The organism is Trueperella abortisuis (assembly GCF_030811095.1).
Lineage (GTDB): Bacteria > Actinomycetota > Actinomycetes > Actinomycetales > Actinomycetaceae > Trueperella > Trueperella abortisuis.
On sequence record NZ_JAUSQL010000001.1, the window covers coordinates 500,667 to 519,940 of the forward strand.

Consider the following 19,274-nt stretch of genomic DNA (forward strand, 5'->3'; position numbering starts at 1 on the left):
TCAGGGCGGAGTGGTGGCCCGGGGTGGCGTCGAAGCCCGCCTCGGCCGACAGGCGCCACGAGGGCCGGGTGTGAGAAAACATCCTGCACTCGGCTCGCCTTCCGCCGTTGTCCTATACTCTGCCGTGATGCCTATCGACGAGGAGGAACTGTGGCAGAACGCAGACTCATGGCAGTGCACGCCCACCCTGACGACGAGTCCTCGAAGGGCGCCGGCACGATGGCCAAGTACGCCAAGCACGGCAGGGTCCGCGTGGTCACGTGTACCGGTGGGGAACGCGGCGACATCCTCAACCCTCGTCTCGTCGACGACGCCGACCTGGCAGCCAACCTGCCCGCCGTGCGTCGTGAGGAGATGGCCCGCGCCGCCAAGGCGCTCGGGATCGAACACCGCTGGCTTGGCTTCGTCGACTCGGGTTTGCCGGAGGGAGACCCGCTCCCTGCCCTGGATCCGGGTAGTTTCGCGATGGCGCCGCTCGACGTCGTTGTGGAGGCGCTCGTGCGTGAGATCCGCGAGTTCAAACCACAGGTGCTCCTGACCTACAACGAGAACGGCGGCTACCCGCACCCGGATCACATCCGCACCCACATCGCTTCGATCATGGCGGTTGCCGCCGCACACGACCCCCAGGCTTACCCCGAGGCGGGCGCGCCCTGGCAGGTGTCGAAGGTGTACTACGACGTCATGTTCAACCGTCCGCGCATCGAGGCTTTCGACGCCGCCCTACGCGCTGCCGGCCTGGACAGCCCGTTCGATTGGTGGCTCGAGCGTGACACCGTGGCGATCCAGCCCTCCGCCCGCATCGACGTGGCCGACTTCTTTCCCCAGCGTGACGCCGCCCTGCGCGCCCACGCCAGCCAGATCGACCCCGACGGCTTCTTCTTCGCCATGCCCCGCGACCTGGAGGCCAAGGTCTGGCCGTGGGAGGAGTACGTGCTGGCGCTCACGACGGTCGGGCAACCGGCCGGCGTCGAGACCGACCTGTTCGAGCGCGTGCCGGGCGTGGAGCTGGTGGACTGAGCCTAGACGAAGAGGCCTAGACGAACAGCGCGAGCCAAACCGCCACCGAATGGCAGGCGTAGCCGATCACGGTGCCCGTGTGGAAGAACTCGTGGAAGCCGAACCACTTCGGCCACGGGTTGGGCCAGCGCAGTGCGTAGAACACGGCGCCGATCGTGTAGGCAATACCGCCGGCGAGTAGCAGGATGACGATCGCCGGACCGCCCGCGGTCCAGAAGTTGGGCAGGAACCAGAGCGCCACCCAGCCGAGCGCCACGTAGAGCGCCACGAGGAACCACCGCGGGGCACTGATCTTGAAGACATGAATGAGGGTGCCGATGATAGCCCCGCTCCACACGATCCCGAGCACCAGTGCCGCCGTCTTCGCGGGCAGGAGCACCACGGACAGCGGGGTGTAGGTGCCGGCGATGAGGAGGAAGATGTTGGCGTGATCGATGCGCCGGAGTACGGCGTGAACCTTCTCGCCCCAATTGCCCAGGTGGTACAGGCCGGAGTTTCCGAAGAGCAAAACCGCGGCGAGGGCAAAGACGACGCAGGCGAGGGTTGCCGCCGTGCCCGAGGCGAAGATGATGAGCAGGATGCCGTTGGCCAGCGCCAACGGTGCGGTGATGGCATGAATCCAACCGCGCACCTTCGGCTTGGGGAGGGCGGCGAAGTAGGACTTGCGTTCCGCGCGTGTCGAGGGCTTGTGGCGGACCGAGGGCGCCGGCGTCTTTGGCTTGACGTTGCCGTTAGCGGGGGATGCGTGATCGATCATGCCCTTACCCTATGCCTAAAACCGGGCGGAGCAAAGGGGTAAGTACGTGACGTGGCGAAACGCCTGGCGGAGTGCGGTTAGACTGGGGATACCAGTGTAGGAAAGGTTGGCTCATGCGCGTGCCCGAGTTTCTCTATTCGCTCTACGAGCGGCGCCTCACTCGCGAAATCGACCCGGATCGCCGCCCATGCCATGTGGGGATCATCCTTGACGGCAACCGGCGCTGGGCAAAGCAGCTGGGCTCGTCGGCGTCGGCGGGGCACCGCAAGGGCGCCGACCACGTGAGCGAGGTACTCGACTGGTGTGCGGAGGCCGGAATCCAGATCGTCACGCTGTGGATGCTTTCCACCGACAACCTCAAGCGATCGTCCGAGGAGCTCGTTGCACTGATGGCGATCATCGCCGACACCGTGGAGAATCTGGGCGCGAGTGGGCGGTGGAAGATCCGCATCATCGGCGACCTCAAGCTCGTGCCCGACGAGTTCGCCGCCCGGCTTCGCGCCACCGAGGAGCGCACCGCGGCGGCAAACGGTATGACGGTCAACATCGCAGTCGGCTACGGTGGGCGCCATGAGATCACCGACGCCGTGCGAACCTACCTGCGCGAACGCGCCCGGGATGGGGCCACGCTGGATCAGGTGGCCGACGAGATCAACATCGGTGCCATCACCGAGCACATGTACACCAAGGGGCAGCCCGATCCGGACCTCATCATCCGCACCTCCGGTGAACAGCGCATGAGCGGCTTCATGTTGTGGCAGACGGTCCACACGGAACTCTACTTCTGCGAGGCCTACTGGCCAGAGTTTCGCCGCACGGACCTGCTGCGCGCACTGCGCGACTACGCCGCCCGTGAGCGGCGCATGGGAAAGTAGGGGGCGCAGGTACGTGGGGCGGAGCCCGGGCGATGAGGGCACGAAGGACCCGCGTGGGGAAGTGGCGCCCGCGCGGGGAGTCTAGGCCGAATGGGGCTCGGTGCGCGTTTCTTCCGCCGCCGGGTGCTCGCCTTCATCCTTGAGGGAGCGAGCCAGGGAGATCATGACGCCGACCATGACGAACCCGAAGGGTAGGCCCATGATGATCGTGGCGTTCTGAAGGGCCGGAATCCCGTCAACAATGAGCATCGCGATCGTGAGCACGCCCGTGGCGACCGCCCACAGCGCCCTCATGGGCAGGCGAGCATCGACGCTCGGGTCGGGAAGCTTGCTCGAGAGGTTCGCCATGACGAGCGCACCTGAATCGGCTGAGGTGATGTAGAAGAGAAGCCCGGTCAGGCAGGCGATGGAGATGATGACGGTGGGGATGGGGTGGGTCTCAAGCAGCGCGAAAATGCCGCGCTCGGGGCTAGCCAGGGTTAGTTCGGCAAAGTCGAGGTCGCCGCCGCGGATCATCTCAATGGCCCGGCCTCCGAAGATCGTGGCCCAAGCCCCCACGTAGAGCAGGGGGATGGTGAGGGTGCCGAGAACGAATTGGCCGATCGTGCGCCCGTGGGAGATGCGTGCCAGGAAGAGGCCGACGAAGGATGCCCAGGCGATCCACCAGGCCCAGAAGAATAACGTCCACAGTGTCATCCAGGCCTCGGGGTAGTCGATCGCCATCGTGTCCATGAACATGGACGGGAACAGGGCCACGAAGTCGCCGATGTTCATGACGATGGAGCGCAGCAGATAGGTCGTGTTACCGGTGATGAGAACCCACAGGCACAGGAACAGGGACAGGCACACGTTGAGTTGGGACAGGATCTTGATCCCACGGTTGATGCCTGAGACGGCAGACAGGGTGGCGGCTGTGATTGCGAGGATGACCAGGCCGAGGTGAACCCACCGGTTGGCCTCGAGCCCGACGAGAATCTCGAGAGCGGTGGCGAGCATGACGACGCCGATGCCGAGGGAGGTGGCCAGGCCGAAGATGGTGGCCACGATCGTGGCCACATCGACGCTGTGACCAGCCCATCCTTCGGTCCGCTTGCCGAGCAGGGGACTAAGGGTTGACCGAACAGCGAGCGGCAGCTTCTTCCGGTAGGCGAAGTAGCCCATGGCGATGCCCATGAGGCAGTACATGCCCCAGCCGTGCAGACCGTAGTGGAACATGGTCCACACCGGGGCCTGTTCGGCGGCCGCGAGAGACTGGGGTTCGAGCTGCGGGGGCCTCATGTACTGCTGGACGGGCTCGGAGACCGCGAAGAAGAGAATGTCGGTGCCGATGCCGGCGGCGAAGAGCATGCAGGCCCACGAAAACGTCGAGTATTCCGGCTTCGCGTCATCGCCGCCCAAACGGACGTGGGAGTACTTGAAACCAATGACGACGACGAAGACGAGAACGGTCGCGGCCAGGAGGACGAAGAACCATCCGAACCAGTCGGAGACCGCTTCCACCACCCGGGTGAGGAGCGAGGCCGTGCCCGTCGGGGTGACGAGTGCCGCGCCCGCTACGAGAGCAATAATGACGAGGGAGGCGAGGACGACGGGCCTGCGGGTTGTTGCTTTCACGATGTTCCCTCAGATGGTGCGGAGCGGGTGGGTGGAATGCGTGGGCAGGGTCAGGGGATGCATGACCCAGGTGTCCATCATTCACTACAAAACCTAGTGCCCCAAGGGCAAAGTGCTATGTACGGCACGCGGTGGGGGCCGGCGATGTGGCGTGATCGAGGCTCGGGTCAATGCCACTAGCCAGAAAGCCGCACGCGCCGGCTAAGCGAAGGATTGAGGCGATCGTTTCCAAGGCCAGAGGCGGCTTTGGCGGGCAAACACCCGCACCCCGCTTCCGTGACCTCGAAGGATGCTGAGGTGACGAACCTGCGGGGAGGTACAGCTAGAGGAGGTTCGCGACGACGTCGTTGAGCTCGGCCCGCGTGGGCGGGTTGGCTCCCGCCCGTGAGACCGTGATCCCCGCCGCGCGCGAGGCATATTCGCCCACGGACTGCAACATCTGGGTCGAGATCGAGGTGAGCCGAGCCCGGTCCTCGCCGAGTACGGAGATGCGGGCGAGGGAGTCGATGAGTGCTGCCATCATGGCGTCCCCGGCGCCAACCGTGTCTACCACCTTGACCTGCGCGGCCGGGATGTGAATCGAGATGGCGGGGGTGAAGAACTGCGAGCCGTTCGGTCCGTCGGTGATGGACACGAACTTGACCCCGCGCTCGAAGAGGTGGTTGACGAACGCCATCGAATCAGCGCTTGGGCCGAAGAGCATGTGGAGGTCGTCGGTGGAGGCCTTGACGATGTCGATGTAGGGCAACATCGCCTCCATGTCCGCCACGATCGAGTCCGCCGAGCCGAGGATCGACAGGCGCACGTTCGGGTCGTAGGAGACGGTCGAATGCGGGCTAAGAAGTTCGATCCACCGCCGCACGGTGTCAGATCCTGGGCGCAGGTGGGCTCCGATCGATCCGATGTGGACGTGCAGCGGTGGGTGGGTGATCAGGGCGGCTCGCTTCTCCCCGGCGGCGGGCGGGTCGACGTAAGCGGAGTGCACATCGAATCGGTAGGTGGCGTGCCTGTGTTCGTCGAGGGAGGCCATCGCGATCGACGTAGCGTCCGTGTCCACCGCCCCCGGCATGAGGGTCACGCCGGCGCCTTCCACGTAGTCGCGGATTGTGTCGCCGTCGAAGTCGTCCCCGAAACGGGTGAGCAGTTTCACTCGGCGGCCGAGGCGCGCCAGACCCACGGCCACGTTCATCGGCGAGCCGCCGGGATGACGGGTGGTCTGGTTGGGTCCGCGCTTGACGACGTCGATGAGGGACTCGCCGATCACGAGGCAACTCATCATGCCTCCTCTTCCGGGGCATCCGCCCGATCGGCGGGGGCGGCGGCCGCGCCGGCCTGCCCGCTCGCGGCGGTCTGGGCGGCGCGTAGCCGCTCGCGGGCGCCGTCGAGCCATGATTCGCAACGGCGGGCGAGGGCTTCGCCAAGCTCCCACATGGTGAGGGCGTCTTCGAGGGGGATGTTGCCCTGCTCGAGGCGAGTGACGATCTCGACGAGGCGCGAGCGGGCATCTTCGTAGCTGAGTTCGGCTACCTTCTCATCGAGCTCTTGCGGGCTCAGGGCCTTGGCCATGGTCATCCCTTCGTGACGCGGTTGATCGTCATGTCGAGGGTGCCGTCATGGAGCGTTGCGCGCGCCTTGGCGCCTGTGGTGACGCCGTCCACGCTACCCACGAGTCCATCCTCGGTTCTAATGACAGCGTAGCCCCTCTTGAGCGTCGACAGTGGGGATAAGGTCCGCAGTCTGCCAAGCTCGGTATCGAGCGCGGAGCGGTGCGAATCGAGGATACGGCGGATGTGGGTATTCGACCATTCTCGCAGGTCGGCGAGGTCTTCGGCCCGGTTGTCGACCATCGCTTCGGGCTGGGCGAGCGCGGGCCGGGCGCGCAGTGTGGCCAGTTCGCCCATGGCCAAGTCGAGCAGGTGATCGACCGCGATCCGGCCGCGGCGCACCGTCGTCGTGAGTCCCACGCGCTCCTCGCCGACGTCGGGCACGATATTCTTCGCCGCGTCGGTGGGAGTGGAGGCCCGGAAGTCGGCCACAAAGTCGAGGACGGGGGAGTCCGGCTCATGGCCGATCGCGGAGACGATCGGGGTGGTCGCGGCGAACGCGGCACGCACGAGTCGCTCGTCAGAGAAGGGGAAGAGATCCTCGACGGAACCGCCGCCGCGGGCGAGGACGATGACGTCGACGTCGTCGATCGCGTCGAGCTCTTGGAGCGCGGGGATCATCGCCTCCACGGCTCCGGCGCCCTGGACCTGCACCTCGCGGATCTCGAATTGGGCCGCGGCCCAGCGGCGTTGGACGTTTTCGACGACGTCGTGCATCGCCTGGGTGTTGCGCCCGCAGATGAGGCCGATCTTGCGCGGAAGGAAGGGGAGGGGCTTCTTTTTTGCCGGGTCGAAGAGGCCCTCGGCGCCGAGCCTGGCCTTGAGCTGTTCGATGCGGGCGAGGAGGTCACCCACACCGACCATGCGGATCTCGTCGGTCTGCAGCGAGAGGGAGCCGTTACCCGTCCAGAAATCAGGCTTGGCGGCGATGATGACGCGCGAGCCCTCGCTGATCGTGGGCGGAAGATTATGTGACCAGATCTTGCACGTGATCGTCATCTTCTCTTCGAGGTCGGCGAGCGTGAAGAACTGGACGCGGGCGTTGGCGCGGCGTTTGAGCGCGATGACTTCGCCCTCCACCCACAGGCGTGACATCTTGGCGACGTATTCGCCGATCTTCGCTGACAGCAGGCGTAGCGGCCACGGGTGCTCGGGGCTGGTCAGGTGGGCCAGTGGGGGTAGGTCGTCGGGGACTTTGATGCTCACGGGTTCAGCCTACCGGTTGGGCGGTCGGGCGGGCCGGGATTGTACGTGCCGGCGTCGTGCGGAGCGGGGTCTTGCGCAATGCTGGCGTGGCCGGAGATGAGCGCGCCGGCTGCAATGCCGATAGGATTTGGGCGTGAATGAGATTAAGCAGCTCCCCGTCACCCTGGCCGGCGCCTCGGCCTTCCCGCAGGACATTCCCTCCGAGCCGAGCCCGGAGGGCAAGCGCATCCTCGTGGCGAGTCCGCGCGGGTACTGTGCGGGGGTTGACCGTGCGGTGGACGCAGTGGAGAAGGCGCTGGAGCTGTACGGCGCGCCGGTGTACGTGCGCAAGGAGATCGTCCACAACAAGTTTGTGGTGGAGACACTGAGTGCCCGTGGCGCGATCTTCGTGGAGGAAACCGACGAGGTGCCCGAGGGTGCGCGTGTGGTCTTCTCCGCACACGGCGTCTCGCCCGAGGTCCACAGGCAGGCCGAGCGTCGCCAGCTGCAGACCATCGACGCGACCTGCCCGCTTGTGACCAAGGTTCACAAGCAGGCCATCCGCTTTGCCGACGACGACTACGATATCCTCCTCATCGGTCACACCGGACATGAGGAGGTGGAGGGCACGTACGGCGAGGCACCCTCCCACATCCACATCGTCAACGGGATCGAGGACGTGGCGGGGGTGGAGGTGCGCGACCCGGATAGGGTGGCGTGGATTTCGCAGACCACCCTTTCGGTGGATGAGACCATGGAGATCGTGCGCGCCCTGCGTGAACGCTTCCCCAACCTCATCGACCCGCCGAGCGACAACATCTGCTACGCCACCCAGAATCGCCAGGTGGCGGTCAAGAAGATGGCACCCGAATCAGACGTGGTCATCACCGTTGGCTCGGCAAATTCCTCGAACTCGGTGCGCCTCATGGAGGTGGCGCTGGAGGCGGGAGCCGGCGCCTCCTACCGCGTGGACAAAGCCGACGAGCTTAGACCCGAGTGGTTCGAGGGAGCCATGACCGTGGGCGTGACCTCGGGGGCGTCCGTTCCGGAGATCCTCGTGCGAGACGTGGTCGAGGCGCTCAAGGCCCGCGGCTACACGGAGGTTGTTCCTGTGACCACCGTCCAGGAGGATGTGCAGTTCTCCCTGCCGAAGAACCTGCGCGCCGATCTGAAGGCCGTGGGCGTGGAACCCGACCGCCCGCATCGCGCACGTAGCGTGGGCGAGCGCGGCCGGGTATCGAACGCGCGCGGGACCGGCAACATCGCGGGCGCCTAGGCGACGCGGATCGAAAGTGAGTATTGATTGAGTGAAATTGTGAGCGTGGGGTGGAGCCCCGCCTGGCGCGCCCACGTGGCCGTGGAATCCGCGATGAGCGGCATGCCGCTGTCGCTGGCGCGCGTGGTCAACGTGCACAAGAGCCACGTCGACGTCGTTTCCGTGACCGACGACGGCGAGCCGCGCGCCGACCTGCGCCTCAAGGTCGATGGTGCGTTGATGTCCGCCTACGGAGAGGACTATCCGCCGGCTGTGGGGGATTGGCTCATGCTCGACGACGAGCGCGTCCACGCCCTCGTGCCACGCCGTACCCTCATCACACGCCCGTCTGCCGGGCGGGACTCAAAAGAACAGCTGATTGCGGCGAACGTGGACATCGCACTGGTCATTGAGCCGTTTGTTCCCACCTTCTCGCTTGGGCGCGTGGAGCGACTGGCTGCGCTCGCGGAGAGCGCGGGAGTAGAGCCATGGATAGTGTGTACCAAGACCGACCTGGTGGACGACGAGGAAATCTCACGGTTCCGCGGCCCGCTCGAGGCGAAGTTCCCCCACGTCCGGTTCGTCTCCGCGCTGGACGAGGAGACGGTCGCAGACCTGGCGGCCGAGATCCCTCAAGGCGCAACGATGTGCGTGCTGGGGCGCTCCGGTGCCGGAAAGACGACTCTGATCAACCTCTTGACGGGTGCATCGAGCGCGGTGGGTGCGGTGCGTGAGGTGGACGCCAAGGGCAGGCACACCACAACTCACCGGCAGGTTTTTGCCACGGATCAATTCATCATTATTGACAATCCCGGCGTGCGAGCGGTGGGTGCGGTCGGTGATGTCGGCGCAGTGGAGTCCGTCTTCCCAGGGATCTCCCAACTGCGTTGCCGTTTTGCCAACTGTACCCACACCGGCGAACCCGGGTGTGCGGTCAGGCAGGCGATGGAAGACGGAACGCTCGATCCCAACGAGGTGGAGCGCTTCATCCGCATGAAGGCCGAGGCAGTTCGCAACATTGCCCGTAAGAATGCCCGCGTCGCCCGCCAGGAAGATCGCCAAAAGACCCGAGAGAACCAGTCGGGGCGCAGGGCGATGATGCGCAATAAGGGCCGCTGAACCAACACCAGGGCGGCGTCATATCCGCCATCTTGCCCAAATAATGGTGCTTGTTGCATCGCGTTATTTCTGGTCTTGCTATTGCGGCTCTGGCATCGACTCCTCCCTGGCGGACAGCTCGGGGGAGCGAAAGGCCCTCACCTGGGAGCTGTCCTCGCTCACGGGTGGCGGCGCGTCCAGCTTGTGTGGCGCGCTTAGCTGGAGAGAGGACAGCGAGCGCGCCGAGACGAGAAGCCGTGATTCGATGGAGCTCACGGCGGCGTTGTAGTGGTTGACCGATTGGCCGAGGCTCTTGCCCAGTCGCTCGAGATGGCCGACCACCACGGAGATGCGTTCGACCAGGGTGCGCCCTAGCTCGACGATGTCCCGAGCCTCGGCCGATGCCGCCGCGGACGTCCACACCGACGCCACCGTGCGCAGGATCGCCAAGAGTGAGGAAGGTGATGCCAGCACAACCCCTTTGCCGAGGGCGTATTCGAGCAGGGTTGGATCAGCTTGGGTGGCCTGCGCGAGCAGTGCCTCCGAGGGGAGGAACAGGACTGTGACCTGAGGCGAGTCCGGAAAGTCACCCGGATAGTTGCGCTTGACGAGCTCGTCAACGTGGGCGCGAAGGGCCTTGGCGTGCTTGTCTAACAGATCCGTGCGCTCCTTGAGCGCACCGGGATCGTCGGCGGGGACCTCCATGGCGAGCAGGTAGGAGTTCATGGGGGCTTTCGCGTCAATGGCGAGGTGCCCGTCACCGGGCAGGTGAATGATCGCATCCGGCCGGAGCGTAGAATCCTTGCCCTTCCCGCCGGCGAAGCGCTTTGAGGCGACCTGGATGTCGACATCCACGTGTTCGAGCATTCCCGCCGCCTCGACGATTCGACGAAGCTGGACTTCGCCCCATTGGCCGCGCGCCGTGGTGGAGCGCAGGGCCGCGTTGAGGGAGGCCGTAGCCGTGGATAGCTCAGCGCCGATCTGTGCCTCACGGCGCATGTGCGTGACCATTTCCGAGTGCTGTGAGGCCGCGGTCGTCTCTAGGCTACGCACGTGAGCACTGACCCGCTCGAGCTGCTGGGTAATGGGGGAGAGCGCCTGGAGAATGTTGGCGTCGGCGCGTGAACGCTCGATCAGCCCCTCATTCTCCTCGAGGAGACGTTCGGCGCGGGCATCGGCCTGCGCCGCCCGTGCCCGGAGGGCAGCCGCCTCCTCGGCGCGGGCAGTGGCCGACGCGCCTGCCCGTGAGGACGCCGCAAGCCACCCGAGTGCCGCGCCCAGCGCCGCCGCGAGTGCCACGAATACGATAAAGATAGGTGTCGAGATCATGAATCCACACTATCGCCGCCCTCCGACAAAAATTTCGTCGCCCGCTCTGACCTCGGCGCTGGCCGGACCGGCCGCCGTCGTGACCGGCCGCCGTCGTGCGGTAGCTGCGGGCCGCCCGCCGTCGTGACCGGCCGCCGTCGTGCGAAAGCCCGCCGCTTTGGGAAAGAAACGTGCGGCAACTAGACTGGGGGCGTGAGCTTAACAATTGGTATTGCCGGACTACCCAACGTCGGTAAGTCGACTCTCTTCAACGCCCTGACCCGCGCCAACGTGCTGGCCGCGAACTACCCGTTTGCGACGATCGAGCCGAACGTCGGCGTCGTGCCCCTGCCTGATCCTCGCCTGGAGAAGCTGGCCGAGATCTTCGGTTCGCAGAAGATTCTGCCGGCCACGGTGTCGTTTGTGGATATCGCGGGGATCGTGCGCGGCGCGTCCGAGGGTGAGGGCCTCGGCAACCAATTCCTCGCCAACATCCGCGAAGCCGACGCGATCTGCCAGGTCACGCGCGCATTTGTCGACCCGGACGTCACGCACGTGGACGGCAAGGTGGACCCGAAGTCCGACATCGACACGATCACCACCGAGCTCGTCCTCGCCGACATTCAGACCCTCGAGAAGCAACTCCCGCGCCTTCAAAAGGAGCTGACCGGTAAGAAGATCACCCCCGAGCATCTGCAAACCGCCAAGGACGCGCTCGAGATCCTCTACGACGGCAAGACCCTCTCCTCCGCCGGCACCCACCTCGACCAGGACATCCTCAAGTCCTTCCAGCTCATGACTACCAAGCCCTTCATCTACGTCTTCAACACGGACGACGACGGGCTGGCCAACTCCGCCATGCAGGAAGAACTTCGCGCGCTGGTCGCACCCGCCGAGGCGATCTTCCTCGACGCCAAGTTCGAGGCCGAGCTCATCGAGCTCGAGCCGGACGAGGCCCGTGAACTGCTCGAGTCCACCGGCCAGGACGAGTCCGGCCTGGATAAGCTGGCCCGCGTCGGCTTCGACACGCTCGGCCTGCAGACCTACCTCACGGCCGGCCCGAAGGAGGCGCGCGCCTGGACCATCCACAAGGGCTGGACCGCGCCGCAGGCCGCCGGAGTTATCCACACCGACTTCGAGCGTGGCTTCATCAAGGCGCAGGTGGTCTCCTACGACGAGCTGGTCGAGTACGGCTCGATGGCCGAGGCCAAGGCGCACGGTCGCGTGCGCATGGAGGGCAAAGACTACGTGATGGCGGACGGCGACGTCGTTGAATTCCGCACGGGGCTTACGTCTGGCGGCAAGAAATGAGGCGAACTGGGCGATGATCAAATCCTCTTGGATAAGCTAGCGACTATTGAAACGCATCCACGTAAGGCGATAGTATTAGATTGTCTTACGAAATGAGGTGATGTCTATGACGATGGCTTCGGTGACTGTTCGCGTGGATGCAGATACAAAACTGGCGGCTACTAGGATTGCTGAGGATTTTGGTTTTGATCTCTCGTCGGTGACGCGCGCTTTCTATCGGCAGATGGTTCGCGAGCAGCGCATTCCTTTACGCCTTTCCTATCCCGAGCCCAACGAGGAATCGCTCGCCTCTATACGTGAAGCCGATGAGATTATCGCCCGTGGTGGCACGGGTCGCTTCTCAAATGCTGATGAGGTATTTTCCGATTTGGGGATTTGATGCGGTATGGCGCTCACCCCTGACTACACGAAATCCTTCCAGAAAGATGTGAAGCTCCTTAAACGCCGCCATACTGATATGCAACCGTTGCGTCAAGTAATCGAACTGGTGTTGGAGAATTCGCGTGAATCGATCGAGGGGCTAAAGCGCAGACACAATATGCATGTGCTCAAAGGCAAATGGCGAGGTGCAAATGAATGCCACGTGGCTAATGCGGGAGACTGGTTGCTCATTTGGAAAACCGGGAATGGCCTAGCGGTATTTCAGCGCACCGGCACCCACGACCAGATTTTCAGATAGCCAACATCGCGGCGACGTCTTGCCGTCACCATGGTGCCGAGGAAGGTTGCCGGGATGGAGACGAGGATCAGGTCGATAAAGGTTCACCCCGTGTTTCCGTCCTCGAGTTGGGTGGACAGGAATACGACGGCGGCAGCGATCTCCTCGTGGGCGCCGTCGGCAAGCGGCATGAGGGGCGAGCGGACCGACGCGGTCTCGAGGGCGTCTCGGGCAACGAGGGCTTCCTTGAGCGCGACCGTTCCCTCCATGTGCGAGCCGCGGTGGTAGACCGTCTTCGTGACGGGCAGGAGCTGGTCGTGAACCGCGCGGGCGGCGTCGTAATCGTGGGCCTGGCCGGCCTTGAGGAGCTTGATGAGAAGCTCCGGGGCGATGTTGCCGTAACCGACCAGGAGGCCGTCGACGTCGAAGATGGTGTGGAGCAGGTACTCGTCGTGGCAGCTCATGATCGTCAGATCCGGGAAGGCCTCGCGCAGCACCGGGATCTCGGTGTCCCGACGCTTCATGTTGCGCACGCCGTTCTTCGTGTAATGCACACCCGGCAGGGCGGCGATCTCGAGCTGGATGTCTCACTTCCTTGTGGTTGGTGGAACGTTATCGGAAACGATCCTGGGAACGATCGCAGCTCTACGGGGGTGCGGTTGTTGACGCAATGGGTCGAAGGCCCTGACTTTGCGGCGGGTGGGCTGGCTTTGTCGTTCCGGCGCCGGTCTGGCGAGCGGTCTCGACTCCTGTGTATAACGGCTGGCGTTATTAACGCAAGGCGTTATATACTTGATTTGTGATCATTTCTTTCGCCGACCGGGACACCGAGGCCCTCTACCTGCGACAGCCGGTGAGGTGGCTCGATTCGCGGTTGCACCGGCAGGCGCTACGAAAACTGCGCTTACTCGATTCGGTGGTGGATCTCAACGAATTGAGAATTCCGCCAGGAAATCGGCTCGAAGCCCTCAAGGGGGACCGGGCTGGCCAATTCAGCATAAGAATCAACAATCGGTGGCGAGTCTGCTTCGTTTGGACTTCCAGGGGTCCGAGTGAAGTGGAGATCGTCGATTATCACTAGGAGGGGTGAATGATGGGGAAGAAGATTCCGCCGATCTCGCCCGGTGAGGTCCTCTTGGAAGAGTTCATCGGGCCGATGGGTATCACGCAGAACAAGCTTGCCGTGGAGATTGGGGTTCCTCCGCGTCGGATCAACGAGATTGTTCACGGCAAGCGTCGCATTACTGCCAATACGGCCTTGCGTCTGGGCCGGTATTTCGGGATGAGTGCGCAGTTTTGGATCAACTTGCAGTCGCGTTACGACCTGGAGGTTGAGATGGATACGCTCGCGGGCGAGCTGGATCGGATCACGCCCATCGCCCGCGGGGCATAGGGGCTAGGCCTGTTGGGCAACCGAGGGGTCAGCTGGAACGAACTGGAACACGAACTGGAAAGTAGTGGAAAATTTACTGCAACAAATGTTTAAGTTGGGGAGCGCAAGGACGGGGCGGGTTGGCGTCGTGAAACATGCCAAACGGATGCCGCCGTCCGCAGGTTTGGCTGACGGCCCGGGCGCTACTGCTCCTGAGGCATCCAGAAGCTCGTCACGTTCTTCTTCGTCTCGAGCTGGTAATCGATGAACATGCCGAGCAGCTCATAGTCGAACGGTTTCGCCCACGGCTGGCGGGCGAACATCTTGCCGAAGTCGGTGCCACGGGCCTTCATCTCGTCTTCGAAGTGGATCATGGTGTGGCGTTCGGGGGCCATGGCCATGTGCTTGGTGGCCGCTGAAAAGCCCACGATCATCGTGCCGTGATCGGTGAACATCGGCTGATTCCAGGCGATGCGCAGCTCCAGCTGCGGGTAGTGTTCGCGCACCCAGTCGAGGACGGCAACCATGCGGTCCCGCTTCTCGCCTTCGGGGATGGTGGCCAGGAATTCGTCAAGGGTTTTCAGTGCCATGGCACGAGTGTACGGCTCCGGACCACGGTAGTGGCAGGGGACTAGCCGGACTCCCTTCATCTCTTGCTATCATGAGCGATAGCAAGAGGGGGTGCTCATGGCGTCTATCATCGTTCGTGGCCTCGATGACGGGGTCAAGCAGCAGCTTGCGGCCCAAGCCAAGGAGAACGGCCGGTCAATGGAAGCCGAAGCGCGCGACATCCTGACCAAAGCTGTCCGCCGTCCCAATATCGGCGTGGCATTCCTTGCGGCTGGCCGCGCTACCGGCGGAGTCGATGATCTGCCGATCCCGGCTCGGGAGGACGCCGCGAGGTGGGTGAACTTCGAGTGATAGTTCTCGATACGAACGTCATCTCAGAGCTTCTGCGGCCATCGCCAGATGTGCGTGTTGTTGCGTGGGTCGAATCGCTGACCGGCAGTGTCGCGGTGACAACCGTGACGATCGCCGAACTCCTGGCCGGTGTCAGGATGCTCCCGGATGGGCGCCGCAAGGACGAGCTCGCGAAACATATCGAATTATCCCTCCAGCCCTACAGGCACACGCGCGCGGTGTTGCCCTTCGATGAGGCCGCCGCCCGCTCCTATGCCGACGTTCTTGCCGCGCGCAAGAAGGCCGGAGCGCCGATTTCCACAGCCGACGCCCAGATCGCGGCCATCTGCCTCGCGCACGAGGCAACGTGCGCCACCCGCAATGTCAACGACTTCGCCCACACGGGTGTGCGCCTGATCGATCCGTGGCGGACTGGCCTCGAATAGCGCGGGCAGACTCGCAGCCCGTCAAATGTCAGGATTCTGAGCCCAAAGAGGCCCAAAACGCGAACGAAAAGCTACAGGGTCCTGATCTTTGACGCCGATCCCCTTGCTAGTCCGGCCCGACGCCGCCCGTAGGCCCGTGGGAGTCACGGGGGCAGAACAAGGCTGGAATAATGAGTGTTTTGCCCTCTTGATTGGTGCCAGAGTGTTCAGCGGTTGTGGGGTTACCAGGTCTTTGCGCGTCTGAGGAACAGAGTTCACTTACGCACCTGTCGCTACCTTGCCCCCAAGATTGGCTCGTCACCGAGTCCAACCCACGTAAAGCTGTTACCAGTCCAGTGATACAGTCCATTATCGAATGCCCTGTGGTGATTGGCGCAAAGCAAACGCCCATTCTCGCTGCTAGCTCTTCCGCCCTCAGCGTGAGGCATGATATGTGCGGCCTCGAGCACTTCAAGGAGTGTTATCCCGCAAATCGCGCATTCTTGTGGCCCCTGCTCCAGCAGTAGATGTCGGAATCTGGCTTGACTGGTGCGGCGACGTGTAACGCCGTGGGTGTCCGCAGATGTGACATCCCATTCCTCGTCAATCTCATCTCCCGCTTTCGAAGAAGGCTCAATATGCTCCGGATCTCCAACCGCACCCCAGAGCCAAGGGTTGTGCCAATCATCTCTGCGGGGGTGAGGGAACGCCGTCCTTAGCTCGTTGACTCGATCAAATATGAAAGTCCGCGCCTCGGGGGAGTACAAGAGCTCCAGATTGAGAGCGCCTTCTACCGTAATAGCGGTCGGATTACCCCGAAGATGTGAGGGGCTGATAGTAAGGTTCTGCCTATCAAGGGAGTGCACGCGATGGAGCCAGGAGGTATCTGCATCAGTTACTCCGTAAAAGGTGACGGAATCGATCTTCCCAGTAGAACGATCAATGGCAGCGAAGAGAACCTGCGCCATGCCGACCGAGACTGTGAATAGGTGTCTCCAGGGAGATGGCCAACGTCTCCCCGGCAGACAGGATGCTGAAAAATCGGACTGTGCTCGGAGGTCCGCGATGTCAGCGAAGAGCGAGAGAAGTGCAAGGGCCTCTGGGGCCGCCTTTAGTTGCGCGAATGCCTCGAATGCCTCCCTTGAGGTGGAAGAGCGAGCGCCGGATGGAGGCCACGCACACGGCCATCGCGCCGGCGATCATCGTGGAGGTGGCCCGCACGGGCTTGAAAGTCAACGACGTCCCACAGTACGACATCTACCACCGCGTCACCCCGTCGCGTTCCCCGGAGTTCATTGGCAAGTTTCGGACGCTTGTCCAGCCAAATATGCTGTCTCATCTTGAGGTGGGCAGGCCCATGGTCGTCAGGTATGACCCGGCCAACCCCGACGACCTCCTCCTCGCCGACAAGGTCACCGTCCACTACCTGCCCAGCCACCCGCAGGCCTACGTGGTCCTCTGGGATGAAGAGGAATACCGGAAGAGCCTGTTCTAGCAGCGGCGCGCCCATGGGGTGTTAACTGGTGACCATGAGTAGCGTTCCTTGGCTCGCCACCCGCGATCAGCCCCTTCCCGACGACGTCGCCCGGCTTCTCGACACCCTCCCCGAATGGTTTGGGATCGCGGAGGCCAACGCGGGCTACGTTGACGCGGCACGCACGATGGAGACGTGGTCGGTCCGCGACTCTGCGGGTAGGGTCCTCGGCGTCACGCTCGTCGATCGCCACTTCCCGCATGTCGCGGAGATCCACCTCATAGTGGTCGACCGGGAGGTGCAAGGTTCCGGCGTCGGGACTGCGATGCTGGAGGCCATTGAGGCCGACGCCGTTCGCCGCGGCGTCCGCATGCTCGAGGTCAAGACCCTGGGTGCTTCCGACCCCGATGCCGGCTACGCCCGAACTCGCCATTTCTACGAGAAGTTCGGCTTCCTCGCGCTGGAAGAGACGGATCTGTGGGGCGAGGAATCGCCGTGTCTGATCATGGTCAAACCGCTCTAAAACCGCGCCCCCGTGGCCTACCCCAGGAGTGTGCGATCCGACAGCGCGCCCTTCGCCGATGCGAAACGTTCGAGCAAATCGGCCACGCTCATGGAGGCCTTCTCCTTGCCGGCGACATCGAAGATGATGTGCCCTTCGTGCATCATGATGAGCCGGTTGCCGAGCGCGAGGGCCTGCTCCATGTTGTGCGTGACCATGAGGGTGGTGAGGTTGTCGCGGGCCACGAGCTCCTCGGTGAGCCGAGTGACGAGCTCGGCGCGCTGCGGGTCCAACGCGGCGGTGTGTTCGTCGAGTAGCAGCACTTGCGGCTGGGTAAACGTCGCCATGAGCAATGACAGTGACTGGCGTTGCCCGCCAGACAGAAGCCCCACCCAGTCATCGAGTCGGCCCTCCAGGCCCTGCTCCAGGATCTGCAGCTGCTCGCGAAACAGTGCGCGACGCTTGCCTGTCAACGCCCAGGCCAAACTGCGTCCATGCCCGCGCCGGTAGGCGATTGCCAGGTTCTCCTCGACGCTCATGTGTGGGGCGGTGCCCGCCTGTGGATCCTGGAAGACTCGGCCCACGAAGCTTGCGCGCTGGTGGTCGTTCAGCTTGGTCACGTCCCGCCCGTCGATGCGGACTGTGCCCGAGTCTGTGCGGATCGAGCCGGAGATGAGGTTCAGGAGCGTGGACTTTCCGGCGCCGTTGGAGCCGATGATGGTCACGAATTCACCGCGCTCCATCGTGAAATCTAGGTTCGTCACGGCTCGCCGCTCGTTGACGGTGCCGGGGAAGAAGGTCTTCGATACGTTCGTCAGTTCCAGCATGTGTGCCTACTTTCCAACTTCGGGCCCGTCGGCTGCGTCTCGGCCGCTCGCGCCCACGACGTCGCCCGGATCAGCCGCGCCCACGACGCCGCCCGGATCAGCCGCGCCCACGACGCCGCCCGCGCCGGTCTCGCCGGCCGTGACACGTGCCGCGAGGTCGTCGGGCAGGATGCTTGGATTTTGTAGCGCGTCCTCGCTCTTGGGCCTGAATGCTTTGGGTACACGCCGCAGGAAGCTCATCTGCGGCACGACGAGCGCGATGATGACGAGCACAGCGGAGATGAGCTTGGTGTCAGTGGGGTTGAGGCCGGCGTCGATCGCGAGGGAGAGCACCACGCGGTAGAGAATCGCGCCGAGCACGACGGCGGAGGCGGCCCGGAAGACGTTGAGGCGTCCGATGATCGCCTGGCCAATGATCACGGAGGCCAGGCCGGCCACGATGATGCCGATCCCCATCGACACGTCTGCGTAGCCTTGGTATTGGGCAACTAGCGAGCCGGACAGGGCGACCATCCCGTTGGAGATCGACAGGCCGAGGATCTTCTGCGTGTCGGTGGAGACGCCGAAGGAGCGGATCATTTGGGCGTTGTCGCCGGTGGCGCGCATGGCCAGGCCGAGGTCGGTGTGGAGGAACCAGACGATGAGCCCGAGGATAATGAGCACTGCGGGCAGGAGGATGAGCGAGCCGATCCAGCTGCCCGCCCCGAGCCACCCGGACTCGCGCAGGGGAGACATGAGCGTGTCCTCGCGCAGGAGCGAGATGTTGGGCGCACCCATGATCCGGATGTTGATCGAGTACAGCCCGATTTGGGTGAGGATGCCGGCGAGCAACCCGTCGATGTTGGCCTTCGTGTGTAGGATGCCGGTGACGGCTCCGGCGGCCATGCCGGCGGCGAAGCCCGCGACGGTGGCCAGGATCGGGTCGACGCCGTTGACCACCGTGATCGCCGTCGTCGCCGCGCCGGTGGCGAAGCTGCCGTCCACGGTCAGGTCGGGGAAGTCGAGGATGCGGAACGTCAGGTAGACGCCGAGCGCCATGATGGCGTACAGCAGGCCCAGTTCAATCGCGGTGACCATGATGCTCCTCCG

At 63.9% G+C, this 19,274-nt stretch carries 24 protein-coding genes; 13 read left to right on the plus strand and 11 right to left on the minus strand.

Going from position 1 to position 19,274, the window contains the following annotated elements; genetic code table 11:
- Positions 1–150: 150 nt before the first annotated feature.
- Entirely contained in the window at positions 151–1,020 is an 870-nt protein-coding gene (gene mca, locus J2S45_RS02075; RefSeq protein WP_307634390.1) for a mycothiol conjugate amidase Mca, read from the plus strand.
- A gap of 16 nt (positions 1,021–1,036) precedes the next feature.
- Here the strand turns inward: mca and trhA are convergent, their stop codons facing one another.
- Positions 1,037–1,777, minus strand: coding sequence for a PAQR family membrane homeostasis protein TrhA (gene trhA, locus J2S45_RS02080; protein WP_307634391.1), 741 nt, complete (start codon positions 1,775–1,777; stop codon positions 1,037–1,039).
- 113 nt (positions 1,778–1,890) lie between these two features.
- On the opposite strand from trhA, the gene J2S45_RS02085 reads away from it, so the two are divergent.
- The gene (locus tag J2S45_RS02085; RefSeq protein ID WP_307634392.1) at positions 1,891–2,652 is read left to right on the plus strand and encodes an isoprenyl transferase; all 762 of its coding nucleotides are present in this window, start codon (positions 1,891–1,893) and stop codon (positions 2,650–2,652) included.
- A gap of 81 nt (positions 2,653–2,733) precedes the next feature.
- On the opposite strand, the gene J2S45_RS02090 is transcribed toward J2S45_RS02085, so the two are convergent.
- From J2S45_RS02090 to xseA, 4 genes are all read right to left on the minus strand, one after another.
- Positions 2,734–4,266 (minus strand): BCCT family transporter, encoded by a 1,533-nt coding sequence (locus J2S45_RS02090; protein ID WP_307634393.1) that lies wholly within the window; start codon positions 4,264–4,266, stop codon positions 2,734–2,736.
- Positions 4,267–4,588: 322 nt separating this feature from the next.
- On the minus strand, positions 4,589–5,545 hold the full coding sequence (locus J2S45_RS02095; RefSeq protein ID WP_307634394.1) for a carbohydrate kinase family protein: 957 nt from the start codon (positions 5,543–5,545) through the stop codon (positions 4,589–4,591).
- Positions 5,542–5,832, minus strand: a complete 291-nt coding sequence (locus J2S45_RS02100) for an exodeoxyribonuclease VII small subunit (protein WP_270975042.1) — start codon at positions 5,830–5,832, stop codon at positions 5,542–5,544. Before J2S45_RS02100 ends, J2S45_RS02095 begins: the two co-directional genes overlap by 4 nt.
- A 2-nt stretch (positions 5,833–5,834) precedes the next feature.
- Positions 5,835–7,076: an exodeoxyribonuclease VII large subunit gene (gene xseA / locus J2S45_RS02105; protein ID WP_270975041.1), complete on the minus strand. Its 1,242-nt coding sequence runs from the start codon at positions 7,074–7,076 to the stop codon at positions 5,835–5,837.
- A gap of 163 nt (positions 7,077–7,239) precedes the next feature.
- On the opposite strand from xseA, the gene J2S45_RS02110 reads away from it, so the two are divergent.
- Positions 7,240–8,331: a 4-hydroxy-3-methylbut-2-enyl diphosphate reductase gene (locus tag J2S45_RS02110; protein ID WP_407702498.1), complete on the plus strand. Its 1,092-nt coding sequence runs from the start codon at positions 7,240–7,242 to the stop codon at positions 8,329–8,331.
- Between the two features lie 27 nt (positions 8,332–8,358).
- Positions 8,359–9,429, plus strand: coding sequence for a ribosome small subunit-dependent GTPase A (gene rsgA, locus J2S45_RS02115; RefSeq protein ID WP_307634395.1), 1,071 nt, complete (start codon positions 8,359–8,361; stop codon positions 9,427–9,429).
- A gap of 78 nt (positions 9,430–9,507) precedes the next feature.
- On the opposite strand, the gene J2S45_RS02120 is transcribed toward rsgA, so the two are convergent.
- Positions 9,508–10,737 (minus strand): DNA recombination protein RmuC, encoded by a 1,230-nt coding sequence (locus J2S45_RS02120; protein ID WP_307634396.1) that lies wholly within the window; start codon positions 10,735–10,737, stop codon positions 9,508–9,510.
- 192 nt (positions 10,738–10,929) lie between these two features.
- Here J2S45_RS02120 and ychF point away from each other — a divergent pair, with 192 nt between their 5' ends.
- The 3 genes from ychF to J2S45_RS02135 all read left to right on the plus strand — a co-directional run bounded on the left by ychF (position 10,930) and on the right by J2S45_RS02135 (position 12,706).
- Positions 10,930–12,027, plus strand: coding sequence for a redox-regulated ATPase YchF (gene ychF, locus J2S45_RS02125; RefSeq protein WP_296932441.1), 1,098 nt, complete (start codon positions 10,930–10,932; stop codon positions 12,025–12,027).
- 106 nt (positions 12,028–12,133) lie between these two features.
- On the plus strand, positions 12,134–12,406 hold the full coding sequence (locus tag J2S45_RS02130; protein ID WP_307634397.1) for a type II toxin-antitoxin system RelB/DinJ family antitoxin: 273 nt from the start codon (positions 12,134–12,136) through the stop codon (positions 12,404–12,406).
- A gap of 6 nt (positions 12,407–12,412) precedes the next feature.
- The gene (locus J2S45_RS02135) at positions 12,413–12,706 is read left to right on the plus strand and encodes a type II toxin-antitoxin system YafQ family toxin (RefSeq protein ID WP_307634398.1); all 294 of its coding nucleotides are present in this window, start codon (positions 12,413–12,415) and stop codon (positions 12,704–12,706) included.
- An 83-nt stretch (positions 12,707–12,789) separates the two neighbouring features.
- On the opposite strand, the gene J2S45_RS02140 is transcribed toward J2S45_RS02135, so the two are convergent.
- Positions 12,790–13,269, minus strand: a complete 480-nt coding sequence (locus J2S45_RS02140) for a dihydrodipicolinate synthase family protein (RefSeq protein WP_307635425.1) — start codon at positions 13,267–13,269, stop codon at positions 12,790–12,792.
- A gap of 215 nt (positions 13,270–13,484) precedes the next feature.
- On the opposite strand from J2S45_RS02140, the gene J2S45_RS02145 reads away from it, so the two are divergent.
- Both J2S45_RS02145 and J2S45_RS02150 read left to right on the plus strand, forming a co-directional pair.
- A complete protein-coding gene (locus J2S45_RS02145; protein ID WP_307634400.1) occupies positions 13,485–13,766 on the plus strand; it encodes a type II toxin-antitoxin system RelE/ParE family toxin in 282 nt (93 codons plus the stop codon).
- 12 nt (positions 13,767–13,778) lie between these two features.
- A complete protein-coding gene (locus J2S45_RS02150) occupies positions 13,779–14,078 on the plus strand; it encodes a HigA family addiction module antitoxin (RefSeq protein ID WP_296929471.1) in 300 nt (99 codons plus the stop codon).
- A gap of 182 nt (positions 14,079–14,260) precedes the next feature.
- Here J2S45_RS02150 and J2S45_RS02155 read toward each other — a convergent pair whose 3' ends face one another.
- Positions 14,261–14,647, minus strand: a complete 387-nt coding sequence (locus J2S45_RS02155; RefSeq protein ID WP_296929468.1) for an iron chaperone — start codon at positions 14,645–14,647, stop codon at positions 14,261–14,263.
- A 97-nt stretch (positions 14,648–14,744) separates the two neighbouring features.
- On the opposite strand from J2S45_RS02155, the gene J2S45_RS02160 reads away from it, so the two are divergent.
- Positions 14,745–14,978 (plus strand): FitA-like ribbon-helix-helix domain-containing protein, encoded by a 234-nt coding sequence (locus J2S45_RS02160; RefSeq protein ID WP_300048361.1) that lies wholly within the window; start codon positions 14,745–14,747, stop codon positions 14,976–14,978.
- Positions 14,975–15,403, plus strand: a complete 429-nt coding sequence (locus J2S45_RS02165) for a type II toxin-antitoxin system VapC family toxin (protein WP_296929466.1) — start codon at positions 14,975–14,977, stop codon at positions 15,401–15,403. The genes J2S45_RS02160 and J2S45_RS02165 overlap by 4 nt, the downstream gene beginning before the upstream one ends.
- 272 nt (positions 15,404–15,675) lie before the next feature.
- On the opposite strand, the gene J2S45_RS11085 is transcribed toward J2S45_RS02165, so the two are convergent.
- Positions 15,676–16,350 carry an HNH endonuclease signature motif containing protein gene (locus J2S45_RS11085; protein ID WP_366512633.1) on the minus strand — a complete coding sequence of 225 codons (675 nt, stop codon included), beginning with the start codon at positions 16,348–16,350 and terminating at the stop codon, positions 15,676–15,678.
- Positions 16,351–16,523: 173 nt separating this feature from the next.
- Here J2S45_RS11085 and J2S45_RS02170 point away from each other — a divergent pair, with 173 nt between their 5' ends.
- Both J2S45_RS02170 and J2S45_RS02175 read left to right on the plus strand, forming a co-directional pair.
- Positions 16,524–16,877, plus strand: a complete 354-nt coding sequence (locus J2S45_RS02170; protein WP_296929464.1) for a hypothetical protein — start codon at positions 16,524–16,526, stop codon at positions 16,875–16,877.
- A 34-nt stretch (positions 16,878–16,911) separates the two neighbouring features.
- Positions 16,912–17,379 carry a GNAT family N-acetyltransferase gene (locus tag J2S45_RS02175; protein ID WP_307634401.1) on the plus strand — a complete coding sequence of 156 codons (468 nt, stop codon included), beginning with the start codon at positions 16,912–16,914 and terminating at the stop codon, positions 17,377–17,379.
- 17 nt (positions 17,380–17,396) lie between these two features.
- Here the strand turns inward: J2S45_RS02175 and J2S45_RS02180 are convergent, their stop codons facing one another.
- The gene (locus J2S45_RS02180) at positions 17,397–18,185 is read right to left on the minus strand and encodes an ABC transporter ATP-binding protein (RefSeq protein ID WP_296929460.1); all 789 of its coding nucleotides are present in this window, start codon (positions 18,183–18,185) and stop codon (positions 17,397–17,399) included.
- Positions 18,186–18,191: 6 nt separating this feature from the next.
- Positions 18,192–19,262, minus strand: a complete 1,071-nt coding sequence (locus tag J2S45_RS02185) for an ABC transporter permease (RefSeq protein ID WP_307634402.1) — start codon at positions 19,260–19,262, stop codon at positions 18,192–18,194.
- Between the last annotated feature and the right edge of the window lie 12 nt (positions 19,263–19,274).

Bases quoted from the DNA above. Each gene is read 5' to 3' on its own strand.
- trhA (WP_307634391.1), bottom strand. From the start codon at position 1,777: ATGATCGATCACGCATCCCCCGCTAACGGCAACGTCAAGCCAAAGACG.
- J2S45_RS02085 (WP_307634392.1), top strand. From the start codon at position 1,891: ATGCGCGTGCCCGAGTTTCTCTATTCGCTCTACGAGCGGCGCCTCACT.
- J2S45_RS02095 (WP_307634394.1), bottom strand. From the start codon at position 5,545: ATGATGAGTTGCCTCGTGATCGGCGAGTCCCTCATCGACGTCGTCAAG.
- J2S45_RS02100 (WP_270975042.1), bottom strand. From the start codon at position 5,832: ATGGCCAAGGCCCTGAGCCCGCAAGAGCTCGATGAGAAGGTAGCCGAA.
- J2S45_RS02120 (WP_307634396.1), bottom strand. From the start codon at position 10,737: ATGATCTCGACACCTATCTTTATCGTATTCGTGGCACTCGCGGCGGCG.
- J2S45_RS02130 (WP_307634397.1), top strand. From the start codon at position 12,134: ATGACGATGGCTTCGGTGACTGTTCGCGTGGATGCAGATACAAAACTG.
- J2S45_RS02135 (WP_307634398.1), top strand. From the start codon at position 12,413: ATGGCGCTCACCCCTGACTACACGAAATCCTTCCAGAAAGATGTGAAG.
- J2S45_RS02150 (WP_296929471.1), top strand. From the start codon at position 13,779: ATGGGGAAGAAGATTCCGCCGATCTCGCCCGGTGAGGTCCTCTTGGAA.
- J2S45_RS02155 (WP_296929468.1), bottom strand. From the start codon at position 14,647: ATGGCACTGAAAACCCTTGACGAATTCCTGGCCACCATCCCCGAAGGC.
- J2S45_RS02160 (WP_300048361.1), top strand. From the start codon at position 14,745: ATGGCGTCTATCATCGTTCGTGGCCTCGATGACGGGGTCAAGCAGCAG.
- J2S45_RS11085 (WP_366512633.1), bottom strand. From the start codon at position 16,350: ATGGCGCAGGTTCTCTTCGCTGCCATTGATCGTTCTACTGGGAAGATC.
- J2S45_RS02175 (WP_307634401.1), top strand. From the start codon at position 16,912: ATGAGTAGCGTTCCTTGGCTCGCCACCCGCGATCAGCCCCTTCCCGAC.
- J2S45_RS02180 (WP_296929460.1), bottom strand. From the start codon at position 18,185: ATGCTGGAACTGACGAACGTATCGAAGACCTTCTTCCCCGGCACCGTC.
- J2S45_RS02185 (WP_307634402.1), bottom strand. From the start codon at position 19,262: ATGGTCACCGCGATTGAACTGGGCCTGCTGTACGCCATCATGGCGCTC.